The 14,100-nt window shown below is 71.9% G+C and carries 11 protein-coding genes; 6 read left to right on the forward strand and 5 right to left on the reverse strand.

The window, feature by feature from the left end:
• Nucleotides 1–2: 2 nt before the first annotated feature.
• From zwf to pgl, 3 genes are read left to right on the forward strand one after another with little or no spacing between them, the layout of a single operon-like run.
• The gene (zwf, locus tag IE263_RS39350) at nt 3–1,541 is read left to right on the forward strand and encodes a glucose-6-phosphate dehydrogenase (RefSeq protein WP_189942898.1); all 1,539 of its coding nucleotides are present in this window, start codon (nt 3–5) and stop codon (nt 1,539–1,541) included.
• Complete coding sequence (opcA, locus tag IE263_RS39355; RefSeq protein ID WP_189942899.1) at nt 1,538–2,683, forward strand: glucose-6-phosphate dehydrogenase assembly protein OpcA; 1,146 nt, start codon at nt 1,538–1,540, stop codon at nt 2,681–2,683. The genes zwf and opcA overlap by 4 nt, the downstream gene beginning before the upstream one ends.
• Nucleotides 2,680–3,462, forward strand: a complete 783-nt coding sequence (pgl, locus tag IE263_RS39360) for a 6-phosphogluconolactonase (RefSeq protein WP_189942900.1) — start codon at nt 2,680–2,682, stop codon at nt 3,460–3,462. Before opcA ends, pgl begins: the two co-directional genes overlap by 4 nt.
• A gap of 59 nt (nt 3,463–3,521) precedes the next feature.
• On the opposite strand, the gene IE263_RS39365 is transcribed toward pgl, so the two are convergent.
• The 5 genes from IE263_RS39365 to IE263_RS39385 all read right to left on the reverse strand — a co-directional run bounded on the left by IE263_RS39365 (nt 3,522) and on the right by IE263_RS39385 (nt 10,165).
• On the reverse strand, nt 3,522–4,361 hold the full coding sequence (locus IE263_RS39365; RefSeq protein ID WP_189942901.1) for a carbohydrate ABC transporter permease: 840 nt from the start codon (nt 4,359–4,361) through the stop codon (nt 3,522–3,524).
• Nucleotides 4,358–5,719, reverse strand: a complete 1,362-nt coding sequence (locus IE263_RS39370) for an ABC transporter permease subunit (RefSeq protein WP_189942902.1) — start codon at nt 5,717–5,719, stop codon at nt 4,358–4,360. Before IE263_RS39370 ends, IE263_RS39365 begins: the two co-directional genes overlap by 4 nt.
• 6 nt (nt 5,720–5,725) lie before the next feature.
• Nucleotides 5,726–7,054: an ABC transporter substrate-binding protein gene (locus IE263_RS39375; protein ID WP_189942903.1), complete on the reverse strand. Its 1,329-nt coding sequence runs from the start codon at nt 7,052–7,054 to the stop codon at nt 5,726–5,728.
• A gap of 38 nt (nt 7,055–7,092) precedes the next feature.
• Nucleotides 7,093–8,754 carry a glycoside hydrolase family 13 protein gene (locus IE263_RS39380; protein WP_189942904.1) on the reverse strand — a complete coding sequence of 554 codons (1,662 nt, stop codon included), beginning with the start codon at nt 8,752–8,754 and terminating at the stop codon, nt 7,093–7,095.
• Between the two features lie 130 nt (nt 8,755–8,884).
• On the reverse strand, nt 8,885–10,165 hold the full coding sequence (locus IE263_RS39385; RefSeq protein ID WP_189942905.1) for an ABC transporter substrate-binding protein: 1,281 nt from the start codon (nt 10,163–10,165) through the stop codon (nt 8,885–8,887).
• A 122-nt stretch (nt 10,166–10,287) separates the two neighbouring features.
• On the opposite strand from IE263_RS39385, the gene IE263_RS39390 reads away from it, so the two are divergent.
• The 3 genes from IE263_RS39390 to IE263_RS39400 are packed head-to-tail and all read left to right on the forward strand — an operon-like array spanning nt 10,288 to nt 13,885.
• Entirely contained in the window at nt 10,288–10,803 is a 516-nt protein-coding gene (locus tag IE263_RS39390; RefSeq protein ID WP_189942906.1) for a PadR family transcriptional regulator, read from the forward strand.
• The gene (locus IE263_RS39395; RefSeq protein WP_189942907.1) at nt 10,800–11,549 is read left to right on the forward strand and encodes an ABC transporter ATP-binding protein; all 750 of its coding nucleotides are present in this window, start codon (nt 10,800–10,802) and stop codon (nt 11,547–11,549) included. Before IE263_RS39390 ends, IE263_RS39395 begins: the two co-directional genes overlap by 4 nt.
• Before the next feature lie 53 nt (nt 11,550–11,602).
• A complete protein-coding gene (locus tag IE263_RS39400) occupies nt 11,603–13,885 on the forward strand; it encodes an ABC transporter permease (protein WP_189942908.1) in 2,283 nt (760 codons plus the stop codon).
• The last annotated feature ends 215 nt before the right edge of the window (nt 13,886–14,100 follow it).

The following is a 14,100-nucleotide window of genomic DNA, read 5'->3' on the forward strand; positions in this document are numbered from 1 at the left end:
ATTTGTCCCCTCTTTCCGGTTCCGGAGCGAATCCGCTCCGTGACACCGCAGACCGACGGCTCCCGCGTATCGCGGGGCCGTCGGGCCTGGTCATCTTCGGCGTCACGGGCGATTTGTCACGAAAGAAGCTGATGCCCGCGGTGTACGACCTCGCCAACCGGGGTCTGCTGCCGCCGGGCTTCTCGCTGGTCGGGTTCGCCCGCCGCGAGTGGGCCAACGAGGACTTCGCACAGGTGGTCCACGACGCGGTCAAGGAGCACGCCCGCACGCCCTTCCGCGAGGAGGTCTGGCAGCAGCTCATCCAGGGCATGCGCTTCGTCCAGGGCACCTTCGACGACGACGACGCCTTCGAGCGGCTGCGCTCGACCATCGAGGAGCTGGACAAGGCGCAGGGCACGGGCGGCAACTTCGCCTTCTACCTGTCGGTGCCCCCGGGTGCCTTCCCGGTGGTCATCCAGCAGCTGAAGAAGCACGGGCTGGCGGACCAGAAGGGCGGCTCCTGGCGGCGCGCGGTCATCGAGAAGCCGTTCGGCCACGACCTGAGGTCGGCCGAGGAACTCAACGCGATCGTCCACGAGGTCTTCGCCCCGGACCAGGTCTTCCGCATCGACCACTACCTGGGCAAGGAGACGGTCCAGAACATCCTGGCGCTGCGTTTCGCCAACACGATGTTCGAGCCGATCTGGAACCGGTCCTTCGTGGACCACGTGCAGATCACCATGGCCGAGGACATCGGCATCGGCGGCCGCGCGGGCTACTACGACGGCATCGGCGCCGCCCGTGACGTCATCCAGAACCACCTGCTGCAGCTGTTGGCGCTGACCGCGATGGAGGAGCCGGCCTCCTTCGACGCGGACGCGCTCGCCGCGGAGAAGACCAAGGTGCTGGGCGCCGTGCGGCTGCCGAAGGACCTGGGCCGTGACACCGTGCGCGGCCAGTACGCGGCCGGCTGGCAGGGCGGCGAGAAGGCGGTCGGGTACCTCCAGGAGGAGGGCATCGACCCGAAGTCCAAGACCGACACCTACGCCGCGATCAAGCTGGAGATCGACAACCGCCGCTGGGCGGGCGTCCCCTTCTACCTGCGCACCGGCAAGCGCCTCGGCCGGCGCGTCACCGAGATCGCGGTCGTCTTCCAGCGCGCCCCGCACTCCCCCTTCGATCACACGGCGACGGAGGAGCTGGGCAAGAACGCGATCGTGATCCGCGTCCAGCCGGACGAGGGTGTGACGGTCCGCTTCGGCTCCAAGGTGCCGGGCACCTCGATGGAGATCCGGGACGTGTCCATGGACTTCGCCTACGGCGAGTCCTTCACGGAGTCCAGCCCGGAGGCGTACGAACGCCTCATCCTGGACGTGCTGCTCGGCGACTCGAACCTCTTCCCGCGCACCGAGGAGGTCGAGCTGTCCTGGAAGATCCTCGACCCGATCGAGGTGTACTGGGACCAGAACGGCAAGCCCGCCCAGTACCCGGCCGGTACGTGGGGACCCGTCGAGGCGGACGAAATGCTCGAGCGAGACGGACGGAGCTGGCGCCGGCCATGAAGATAGACCTCACGGACACCACGGCCAGCAAGATCAACAAGGCGCTGGTGCAGGGCCGCCGGGCGATCGGCACCCCGGCCGTGGGCATGGTCCTCACGCTGGTCATCGTCACCGACGAGGAGAACGCGTACGACGCCCTGAAGGCCGCGAACGACGCGTCGCACGAGCATCCCTCGCGCACGCTCGTGGTCATCAAGCGCGTCTCCCGCTCCCCCCGGGACCGCACCCAGTCCCGCCTCGACGCCGAGGTGCGGGTGGGCGCGGACGCGGGCACCGGCGAGACGGTCGTGCTGCGGCTGTACGGCGAGGTGGTGGACCACGCGCAGTCGGTGGTGCTGCCGCTGCTGCTGCCGGACGCGCCCGTCGTCGTGTGGTGGCCGGTGAACGCGCCGCTCGACCCGGCCAAGGACCCCCTGGGCGCACTGGCCCAGCGCCGTGTCACCGACACCTACGCCGCCGAGCAGCCGGTACGGGATCTGGCGGCCCGCTCCGAGACCTACACCCCCGGCGACACGGACCTGTCGTGGACCCGCATCACGCCCTGGCGTTCGATGCTCGCCGCGGCCCTGGACCAGGTCACCTGCGAGGTGGAGTCGGTCGAGGTGGAGGGCGAGGAGTTCAACCCGAGCTGCGAGCTGCTGGCGATGTGGCTCGGCGACCGGCTGAACGTCCCCGTCCAGCGCTCGCTGTCCGGCGGGCCGGGGCTGACGGCGGTGCGCATGACGACCGACTGCGGCCCGATCGTGCTGGACCGGGCCGACGGCTCGCTGGCCACGCTCTCCATCGAGGGCCAGCCCGACCGTGCGGTGGCGCTCAAGCGCCGGGACACGGCCGAGCTGATCGCGGAGGAGCTGCGCCGGCTGGACCCGGACGACACCTACGCGTCGGCGCTGCGGTTCGGGGTGGAGCGGCTGAACACCTCGAACGGCAAGGGCACCAAGGGTGGCGAGACGCCGGCCGTGGAGCCGGCCGCCGACGCTCAGGAACCGGTGGCCGGCCCGCAGGAACCGGGCGCCGATGCTCCGGAACCGGTGGCCAAAGGAGAAGCGGTCGCGGTCCCCGCTCCCGTCGAAACGGCTGCGAAAGCACCCGCGAAGGAAGCGACGGCGCAGGCTCCGGTGAAGAAGGCGGCCGCGAAGTGAGTGCTCCGCAGCTCGTCGTGCACCGCGACAAGGATCTGATGGCGCAGGCCGCCGCGGCCCGCCTGATCACGAAGATCGTGGACGCGCAGGCCTCCCGGGGCCACGCGTCCGTGGTCCTCACGGGCGGCCGCAACGGCAACGGCCTGCTGGCCGCGCTGGCCGCCGCGCCCGCCCGGGACGCCATCGACTGGGGCCGAATCGACCTGTGGTGGGGCGACGAGCGCTTCCTGCCCGAGGGCGACCCGGAGCGGAACGTCACGCAGGCCCGCGAGGCCCTGCTGGACTCGGTCCCCGTGGACCCGAAGCGCGTGCACGCCATGCCCGCGTCGGACGGTCCGTACGGCGCCGATGTGGAGGCCGCCGCGGAGGCCTACGCCGAGGAGCTGGCCCGCGCGGCCGACCCCGAGAACCACGGCCCCGTCCCCACCTTCGACGTCCTGATGCTGGGCGTCGGCCCGGACACCCACGTGGCCTCGCTCTTCCCGGAGCTGCCGGCCGTACGGGAGACCGAGCGCACGGTGGTCGGCGTCCGCGGCGCGCCCAAGCCCCCGCCGACCCGCGTCACCCTCACCCTCCCGGCGATCCGGGCGGCCCGTGAGGTGTGGCTGCTCGCGGCCGGCGAGGACAAGGCACAGGCGGCCGCCATCGCCCTGTCGGGCGCGGGCGAGATCCAGGCTCCGGCAGCCGGCGCCCGGGGTCGCTCCCGCACCCTGTGGCTCCTGGACTCGGCGGCGGCTTCCCAGCTGCCGAGGTCGCTGTATCCGCCGGCCTCCCCCTGAGACCGGCACGGATGAGGGCGGCGGGTTTCTCGGCCCGCCGCCCTCTCTTCGTCGGCCGGTCACTTCACCGAGCCCGCCATCACCCCCTGCACAAAGTGCCGCTGGAAGGCGAAGAACACGGCCACCGGCACCACCAGGGACACGAACGCCCCCGGTGCCAGCACGTCGATGTTGCTTCCGAACTGCCGTATCTGGGACTGGAGCGCGACCGTCAGCGGCTGTGCGGAGCTGTCCGCGAACAGCAGTGCCACCAGCATGTCGTTCCACACCCACAGGAACTGGAAGATGGCCAGGCTGGCGAGAGCCGGCCGGCCCACCGGCAGGACCAGGCGTGTGAAGATCCGCCACTCGCTGCCGCCGTCCATCCGGGCCGCCTCCAGCATCTCCTTCGGGATCTCGACGAAGTAGTTGCGCAGCAGGAACACCGCGAACGGCAGCCCGTACGCCACGTGGAAGAGCACGACACCCGGAATGGTCCCGAACAGCCCCAGCTGCCCGAAGAGTTTGGCGACCGGCAGCAGCCCGATCTGCACCGGCACCACCAACAGCGCGACCACGACCAGGAAGACCGCGTCCCGGCCGGGGAAGTCCAGCCAGGCGAAGGCGTATCCGGCGAGTGCCGCGAGGACCACGACCAGCACGGTCGTCGGCACCGAGATCAGGACGGTGTTCCAGAACGCCTGGGTGATCCCGGCGTTCTTCAGCAGCGCCGAGTAGTTGTCGAAGGACAGCTGCCCGGGACTGGTGAACACCGTCCACCAGCCGCCCTTCGCGGTGTCCTCGGCGGAGCGCAGCGAGGACAGGAACAGGCCGGCCAGGGGGGTCATCCACACCAGGCCGACCACCACGAGGAAGGCCTGGACGAGTCCGTTGCCGAGGTGGCGCCTGAGGGCGTTCATCGCTGACTCCTTCGGAAACGGCGGACGTTGAAGACCATCGCCGGGACGACGAGCAGCAGGAGCAGCACACCGAGCGCGCTGCCCAGTCCCTGGTTGTTGCCGCCGCCGAACGACACCAGCCACATCTGTGTCGCGAGGACGGTCGCGTCCTGCTGCACCGGCCCGGGCGCGATGATGTAGACGAGGTCGAAGACCTTCATCACGTTGATCACCAGGGTCACGAAGACCACGGTCAGCACGGGCGCCAGCAGCGGGACCGTGATCCGCCGGAAGATCTGCCACTCGCCCGCGCCGTCCATCCGCGCCGCTTCCAGCGCGTCCCGGGGCAGCGTCGCGAGCCCGGCGCCGATCAGCACCATCGCGAAACCGGTCCAGATCCACAGGTACGCCCCGATGATCGCCGGCGTGACCAGCGCCGGCCCGAGCCAGGAGATCCCGTCGTACGGCGGCGCGAAGTTCGACGCCGGGAGCCGCACCGTGTACGAGCCCGCGTCCAGTCCCGAGAAGCGGAAGGAGCCGTCCGACGCCGTCGTCGTGCCGGCGACCGTCCGCCCGTCGCGCACCGCCTCGACCTTCATCTCCGGCAGCCCGCTCTCCCGGCGGTCGACCCTGCCCCGTTCCCCTCCCCCGCCAGGGGTGAAGTCCAGGTAGACCACGCCGCGCAGTTCGTCCGGCGCCGCCTCGCGGCCGGCGGCCGCGTAGGCGGGCTCGGCGTCCGTGGGCAGGTCCTTCGGTGGGACGCCGACCAGCGCGAGCGCCACCGAGTCGCCCGGGGACACGCTCGCCCCGGTCCGGTACGAGCCGTCCTCCCCCGCGGTCAGCCCCTGGCCGTCGCGCGCCCGGGCCGTCGGATACGCCGAGGTGCCGGTGAAGGCGTCGTGGACGGAGACCACGGCGGCGTTCAGCACACCCTTGTTCGGATCCTCGTCGTAGGCCAGCCGGAAGATGATGCCCGCCGCGAGGAAGGAGACCGCCATCGGCATGAACAGCAGGAGCTTGAACGCCGTCGCCCAGCGGATCTTCTCCACCAGCACGGCGAGGATGAGCCCCAGTCCGGTCAGCAGGGCGGGTGCCACGACGACCCAGATGGCCGTGTTCCGCACGGCCTTGAGCGTCGCCGGGTCGCGGAACATCTCGGCGTAGTTCTCACCGCCCACGAAGCGGGTGCCGGACGCGTCGAAGAAGCTGCGGCCGATCGAGAAGAGCACCGGGTAGACGACGAGGGCGCCCAGCAGGAGCAGCGCGGGGAGAGCGAACAGCAGGGCGACGATCCGCCCCCGCCGCCGCAGGCGCCGCGCACGGTCGGCGAGGCCGACGACAGGCGGTGGAGCCGCCTCTTTCACCAGGGTCGCGGTCATGACCGGTCAGCCCTTGTAGGCCTTGGCCGCCGCGGCTTCCAGCTCGGCCGCGGTCGCCTTCGGGTCGGACGGGTCGCGCAGGAAGTCCTGCAGCAGCTTCCACTCGCCCGCGCCCTTCGTGCCGCCGAACGCGGCCGGCGCCTGGTCGGACATGTCGAAGCGGACCGAGTCCCCGGCGTCGACGAGCGACTTGGCGGTGGCGCGGGTGACGTCGTCGCCGTACGAGGCGAGGTCGAGCTTCTTGTTCGGGGACAGGAAGCCGCCCGCCTCCGCCCACACGGCCGCGGCCTCGGGGGTGGCCAGGTACTCCAGGAGCGCCATGCCGGCCTTGGCGTTCTTGCCGTCCTTGAGGACGACCGCCGCGTCGCCGCCGCTCACCACGGGCGCCTCGCCACCGCCGACCGCCGGGAACGGGAAGAAGTTCGCGTCCTGGCCGATCACCCTGCCGAACTGGTCCTTGGCGACCCCGGCGACGAAGTCGCCCTCGTAGACCATGCCCGCCTCGGGCTTCGGCCCGAACACCTTCTCCACGGATCCCGGGAAGTCCGTGTTCAGGGCCTCCTTCTGGCCGCCCGCCAGCAGCTGCTTGTCCTTGAACAGCTTGCCGAGCGTGGTGAGCGCCTCGACCACGGAGGCGTCGGTCCACTTCAGCTTGTGGGCGGCGAGGGCGTCGTACTTCTCGGGTCCGGCCTGGGAGAGGTAGATGTTCTCGAACCAGTCGGTGAGGGTCCAGCCGTCCTGCCCCGCGACCGAGAAGGCGGCCAGGCCGGAGTCGGAGACCGTGTGCCCGGCCTGCAGCATCTCGTCGTACGTGGTCGGCGGCTTGACGCCGGCCTGGGTGAGGGCCTCGGGGCTGTACCAGACCGTCGACTTGTGGGCGGCCTTGAAGTACAGGCCGTACAGGGTGCCGTCGACGCTGCCGTACGTCTTCCACACGGGGGCGTAGTTGGCGTCGACGGCACTCCGGGTCGTCCCCGACAGCGGCTGGAGCCAGCCGTTCTCGGCGAACTGCTGGAGCACCCCGACCTGCGGGACCATCACCACGTCGGGGGCGTTGCCGCCCTCGATCTTGCTGCCGACGACGGTGGAGACGTTGTCCCCGGTGGACACGAACTGGGTCTTGGCGCCGGTCTTCTCGCTGAACGCGTCCAGCACCTTCTGGAAGTTCTTCTGCTCGCTGCCGGACCAGACACCGGCCACGGTGACGGTCTGGCCGCTGAGCGCCTTGTCTCCGCCGCCCGCAGCGACCGGGTCGCCCGATCCGCAGGCGGTGGCGCCGAGCGCCAGGGCGAGGGCGGTGCAGCCGGTGAGCAGGGTCGTACGTCGTCGCATCATCGTTGATGTCCCTTCGGGGAGTGGGGAGTTGACGGGAGTCAGAGGTCGCTCGGCCACCAGGCCGAGGTCGAGCCGGGCAGCACGCCGGCCGGGCAGGGACCGCTGGACAGCAGGGGGGTGCCGGAGACCGGCGCGGGGGTGGGTGCCGTACCGAAGTTGACGGCGCAGACGAGGCCGTCACCGCGGGCGAAGGCGAGGACACCGGGTGGGCTGTCCAGCCAGCGCAGCGTGCCCTCGCCCAACTGGGGCAGCGCGGCGCGCAGTTGGAGGCCGTCGCGGTACAGGTGCCAGAAGGAGCGGGTGTCGGCGAGGGCGCGGTCGGTGGCGTACTCGGCGAAGTACTCCGGCTGCGGCAGCCACGGCTTGGCGCCCTCCGCGCCGGAGGTGAAGCCGAACGGCGAGGCCTGTCCCGACCACGGCAGTGGGACGCGGCAGCCGTCGCGGATGCGGGCGCGGCTGCCGGTGCGCCGGAAGATCGGGTCGGTGAGCACGTCGTCGGGCAGGTCGACCACCTCGGGCAGGCCCAGCTCCTCGCCCTGGTAGACGTACGCGGCGCCGGGCAGCGCCAGCATCAGCAGGGCGGCGGCGCGGGCGCGGGCGGTGCCGAGTCCGCTGCCCTCGGTGGCCGGTTCTCCGTAGCGGGTGACGGTGCGGACCTGGTCGTGGTTGTTGAGGACCCAGGTGACCGTCGAGCCCGTGCCGGCGATGTCCTGCATGGCCTCGGAGATGACCTTGCGGAAGGCGTCGGCGTTCCAGGGCGCGCTCAGCAGGTCGAAGAAGAAGGCCTGGTGGAGCTCGTCCGGGCGGACGTACCGCGCGTGTTCGCGGGCCGTCGGGACCGAGACCTCGCCGACCAGGAGCCGTTCGCGGCCGTCGCGTGCCGTGTACTCCTCGCACACCGCCCGCCAGTGCCGCCACACGTCGTGCACCTCGGGCTGGTTCCAGGCGAGCGGGTTGACGGAGTCGCGGGTGCGGGCGTCGGCCTCGGGGTCCGGGGAGTCGGGCAGGTCCGGGTGCTTGAAGAGGCCGGCGGCGACGTCGATGCGGAAGCCGTCGACGCCCCGGTCCAGCCAGAAGCGGAGGATCCGGTCGAACTCGGCGGCCACCTCGGGGGTGCGCCAGTTCCAGTCCGGCTGTTCGGGGGTGAACATGTGCAGGTACCACTGGCCGGGGCGTCCGTCCGGTTCGGTGACTCGGCTCCAGGCGGGGCCGCCGAACATGGCGTGCCAGTTGTTGGGCGGCTCGGAGCCGTCCGGGCCGCGGCCGTCGGCGAAGTGGAAGCGGGCGCGGGCCGCGCTGCCGGGAGCGGAGGCGAGCGCCTCGCGGAACCACGGGTGCTCGCTGGAGCAGTGGTTGGGGACGATGTCCAGCAGCACCTTGACGCCGAGCCGCCGGGCGGCCGCCACCAGCAGGTCGAACTCGGCAAGGTCGCCGAAGAGCGGGTCGACGTCGCAGTAGTCGGCCACGTCGTAGCCGTGGTCGTGCTGCGGGGACGGATAGAAGGGGCTCAGCCAGATCCCGTCCACGCCGAGCTTCTTCAGGTACGGCAGCCCGGCCCGGACCCCGGCGAGGTCGCCGATGCCGTCGCCGGTGCTGTCCAGGAAGCTGCGGACGTACACCTGGTAGATCACCGCGTCGCGCCACCAGTGGTGCCTGTTCAACCCATTTGCCTGTCTCTGTGAAGGGCAGCAGTTATGCATGCATGTTAAGTAGCGGTATCGCGAGGGTGTCAATGAACAGGCAGAAGATTCCGGAGAGCTTGGTACTGAAATCCAGACTTATCCGGGCATCTTGAAGCGAGATGAGACGTCCGCGTTACCTAACAAGTAACTAGGAGCCCTGTCGGCGAGCGAGCGCGGCGAGCTCCCGCGCCAGACGCCGCACCGCAGCCGCAGGCGTCTCGTGCCCGGTCATCGCGTCGTGCACGACCGCCTGCACCACCAGGCTGACCTGGTCGTACCGCGGACTCTTGGGGCGCGGCGCGGCCGCGAGCACGCTCTCGCGCAGGGTCGGCAGATAGGGGAACGCCCGGATCAGCTCGGGGTCCTCGTACAGCGCGGCACGTACGGGCGGCAGGGCGCCGCGCGTGAGGACCTGGCGCTGGACGGGCTCGCTGGTGAGATAGGCGATCAGACGCGCGGCCGAGTCGGGGTGCCGTGCGTGGGTGTTGACGGCCAGGTTCGAGCCGCCGAGGACGCTGGTGCCCGGGCCGTCCGGGCCCGGCAGCGGTACGGCGCCGATCCGCCCGGCGACCGCGGAGCCCCGGGCCGAGGCGACGACGTAGGCGTACGGCCAGTTGCGCAGGAAGAGCAGCCGGCCGTCCTGGAAGGCCTGCTTGGACTCCTCCTCCTTGTAGGTCAGCGCCTGCTTCGGTATCCACCCCTCGCGCACGCCCCGGGCGAGGAACCCGATGCCCTCGCGCGCGGCGGCCGAGTTCACGGTGACGCGCTCCCCCTCGTCGCCGAGGATCGTGCCGCCCGCCGAGTAGACGGCCTCGGCCGCGTTGACGGTGAGGCCCTCGTACGGCAGGAACTGGCCGGCGTAGCCGTCGAGTCCGTACTTCGGGGCGATGGTCTTCGCGGCCCGCTCCAGCTCGGCCCAGGTGCGCGGCGGCGGGACGCCCTCCTTGGCGAGGATGTCCTTGCGGTACAGGAGGAGGCCGGCGTTGGTGACGTACGGGACGGCGTACAGCCGTCCGTCGTAGGTCGCCGTGTCCACGACCGGCGACAGGAACGTCTCGAGCGGGAAGCGGTCCCGGGGCAGCGGGCGGATCCAGCCGGCGGCGGCGAACTCGGACGTCCAGCTCACGTCGATGTTGAGGACGTCGAAGCGGCTGCGGTCGCCGTCGCGCAGGTCGGTGGCCATCTGCGCATGGGTCTCGTCGGCGGAGTCCGGCAGTTCGACGAGCGTGACCCGCTCGCCGGGGTGGGTGCGGTTCCAGCCCTGGAGCAGCGGGCCGAGATAGCCGGTGAGGTCTCCGGCGGTGGCGAGCGTCAAGGGTCCGCGGCCGCCTGCCGTGCCCTCCTCCGCCCGGGCACCCGAGGCGATGTAACCGGTCATGACCACGACGAGAACGAGGAGGCCCCTACCGGCGGCGCGTATCCACCGCATAGGTTCCTCCTTGCACACCCGGCGCCGGGCATCTTCGCCCGGAGTCAGAGGCCATGTATACCTGTTAGGTATGGGCGATACTAGGGCCTGGAGCACATTACGTAGACAGGAGGACTGCACACGTGCGCCTGCCCCTCCTGGCTCTCCTCGCGCGCGGCCCCGCCCACGGCTACGAGCTCAAGCAGGACCTTGAGCAGATGCTGGGCTCCGCGTACCCTCAGCCGAACGTCGGCCAGATCTATGTGACCCTCGGCCGCCTCGAGAAGCAGGGACTGATCGAGGGCGAGGACGTCGAGCAGTCCAGCCGGCCCAACAAGAAGGTCTACCACCTCACCGACACCGGGCGGGAGGCGCTGCGCGCCTGGTTCGAGGAGCCCGAGGACGAGCCGCGGGTGCGGGACGAGTTCTTCATGAAGCTGGCTCTCGCCCCGCAGACCGGTCTCGCCGACCAGATCGCCCTCATCAACAAACAGCGGCGCCAGTACCTCAACACCATGCGCGACCTGTCGAAACTGGCGGCCGCCGAAGACCGGAACAACCGCATCGCCCAACTGCTGATCGAGGGCGCGATGCTGCACCTGCAGGCCGACCTCGACTGGCTGGAGCGGTGCCAGGAAGAGCTGGAGGAGCTGGAGTGAGCGACCGCCCCACTCCCGTGCTGCGCGCCGAGGGACTGGTCAAGACCCACCACGGCGAGGGCGCCCCGGCCCATGCCGTGCGCGGGGTCGACCTGTGCGTACGCCCAGGCGAGTTCGTGGCGATCACGGGTCCCTCCGGCGCCGGGAAGTCGACGCTGCTGCACCTGCTCGGCGGGCTGCAGCGGCCGGACAGCGGCAGCCTCTGGCTGGACGGCGAACGCACGGACGCCTACAGCGAGGCGCGCTGGGCGGTGGAGCGCAGGAAGCGCATCGGAATCGTCTTCCAGTTCTTCAATCTGGTGTCGAACCTGTCGGTCGCCGACAACGTCGAGCTGCCCGCGCTGCTCGCCGGGGTGTCCCCCCGGCAGGCCCGCGCCGAGCGGGAGGGGCTGCTGGCCGAGCTGGGGCTCGCGGGCAAGGAGCGCAGCATGCCGGGCGAGCTGTCCGGCGGTGAGCAGCAGCGGGTCGCGCTGGCCCGGGCCCTGGTCAACCGTCCGCCGCTGCTGCTCGCCGACGAGCCCGCGGGGAGTCTGGACAGCAGGGGCACCCGCGAGGTGATGCGGCTGCTGTCCCGCTTCCACCAGCGGGGCCAGACCATCGTGCTGGTCACCCATGACGCGCGGCTGGCGAGCGCCGCGGACCGGGTGATCAGCTTCTTCGACGGGCGGATAGCCGACGACGCGGCACTGGACGGCAGGCCGTCGCGGGGCACCGGGATATCCGGTGTGCTGGAGCTGAAGGACTGACATGCGGGTCCACGACCGTCCCGGCACCCTGTCCGAGCGGAGGGGCTGAAGCCGTGCGAGCCACCTTGCGCTGGGCCCACTCCGATCTGCGCACACACCGCGGCGAGGCGCTGTTCCTCGTGCTCGCCACGGCCGGCATCGTCGCCTCGCTGCTGCTGGCCACGGCGCTGTTCGGGTACGCCACCAACCCCTGGCAACGGGTGTTCACCCAGGCGCGCGGCGGCCACGTGTGGATCCACACCGGCCCGACTGCCGCGGCGGACAAGCTCGCCTCGCTCGACGGCGTCGAGTCCGTCGCGGGCCCCTACCCCACCGCCTCCGCCATCCTGACCTCCCGCGGCGCCCGCGCCTCCGTCGAGCTGCGCGGCACGTCCGAGCGGCCCGCCGTCGGCCGGCCGCTGCTCACCTCCGGCCACTGGCTGGACCCCGCGACCCCCGACGGCGTGGTGCTGGAGAGCCGCCTCGCCCGCGCCCTGCTGGCCGGGCCCGGCGACACGGTCACCGTGCCCGGCACCGCACGGAAGCTGACCGTCGTGGGCGTCGCCGACAGCGCCGAGCCGCGCTACCGGCCGGGCGGGGAGCCCGGGCTGGTCTGGGCGCTGCCGGCGGCCGTGCCCGGCCCCGGCGGGCAGGTGATCGGGCTGCGCCTGACGGACCCCGACGACACGGACTACGCCGTCCAGCGCGCCGTCACCCTGCTGGGCGCCGGCGCGATCGGCGAGGTCTCCACCTGGAAACAGGCGCGCGCCGAGGCCCAGGGCGACAACCGGCTGCTCGGGCAGGTGCTGGGGCTGTTCGGCCTCGGCGCGCTGGTCGCCGCCGGACTCGCCGTGCACGGGGCGATCGGCACCCGTATCCGGGGCCACCTGCGGGACATCTCCGTCCTGAAGGCCATCGGCTTCACACCCGGCCAGGTCGTCCGCGTCTTCCTGCTCCAGCACATCGCCTACGCGCTGCTCGGCGCCGTGGCCGCGGCGGCGCTCACCCAGACGCTGGGCCGCCGTGTCCCCGGGCGCCTCGGCGACGCCGTCGGTGTCTGGCAGGGGCTGCCGGGGCACACCGTGGCGCTGTTCGCGGTGCCGGTGGGGGCGGTGCTGTTCATCGGCGCGACCACCGGGCTCGCCGCCTGGCGGGCGGGACGCGTGCCTCCGGTGCCGGTGCCGCGGCCCGCGGCTCCGGCGGGCGGACGGCCTCCGGGCCTGGCCCGCCGTGCGCTCGGGCTGCGCCTGCCGCCCGCTCTGGTCCTGGGCTGGCACAAGGCCTTCACGCGCCGGCTGCGGTCGCTGGCGACGGTGGCCCGGCTCGCGCTGCCGCTGCTGCTGATCGTGGTCGCGTTGAGCGCCTGGACGACCATCGACCGCTTCCACAGCCGGCCCGAGCAGACGGGTCTCCCGACCGCGCTCACCGTCCACGCGGACGCCGGCCTGACCGACCGGGAAACACGCACTGTGCTGGAGCGCGACCCGCAGGTTGCTGCCGCCTACCCGGGCGTGGAGGTGGCGGCCCTGGTCCCGGGCCAGACGGCCACGATCGCCCTGCGCGGCCTCGGCACCCGCCAGGACCCCTACCCGTACACCCTGGCCGAGGGCCGCCCCGCGCGCGGCCGTGACGAGGCGGTGGCCGGACAGGGCCTGCTCGATCTGCTGGACGTACGCATCGGCGACTGGGTGCGGATGACCGTGGGCGACCAGCCGCAGATCCTGCACATCGTGGGCCGCAGCATCGAGCCGGAGAACGCCGGGCGGGTCATCTCCACCTCGCTCGACACCCTCCGCGAGAACGACCCGCGGCTCGGCCCCACCCTGTACGAGCTGCGGCTGCGCCCCGGCGCCGACCCCGACGTGGTCGCCGCCCGCCTGACCACGGCCGGAAACGGTCACCTGGACGTACAGGCCGTGACGAACCCGGCCGACGGGCTCTCCGCGCTGCGCGGAGTCGTCGTGGGCCTGATCGTCGTCCTCGCCCTCATCGGACTCATCGAACTGCTGACCGCCATCGGCGGCACCGTACGCGAGAGCGAACGGGACCTGCTCGCCCTGAAGGCGATCGGCCTGTCCCCACGCCAGATCACCGCGATCACCGTCACCGCCACCGGCTGCACCGCCCTGGCCGCGGTCCTCACCGGCACGGCCCTGGGCACCCCCCTCGCCCACTGGCTGATCGACGCCCAGAGCAGATCGAGCGGCATCGGCGCCGGCATCGCCCAAGGCCCGTCCCCCACCTTCCTGCTCCTGTTCGCCACCGCCGCAGTCCTAGGCGCCACCGCCCTCGCCACCGTCCCCGCGACCCGAGCAGCACGACGCCGACTTGCCGACACGTTGAGTGCGGTGGGGTGAGGGCGGGGAGGGTGCGGGGCGAAGCCCTCACTGGGGGCGCGGGGGCGAAGTTCTCAGTGGGGGTGCGGGGGCGAAGTTCTCAGTGGGGGTGCAGGGGGCGAAGCCCCCGCCAGGCTCCGGAGCGAAGCCCCGCCGAGGTTTGGAGCAGGACGCCGGGGCGGACCCCCGCCGGGGTGCAGGGGGCGAAGCCCTCGCTGGGGTCTGGGGCGGAGCCC

This window comes from Streptomyces aurantiogriseus (assembly GCF_014649375.1).
Taxonomy (GTDB): domain Bacteria; phylum Actinomycetota; class Actinomycetes; order Streptomycetales; family Streptomycetaceae; genus Streptomyces; species Streptomyces aurantiogriseus.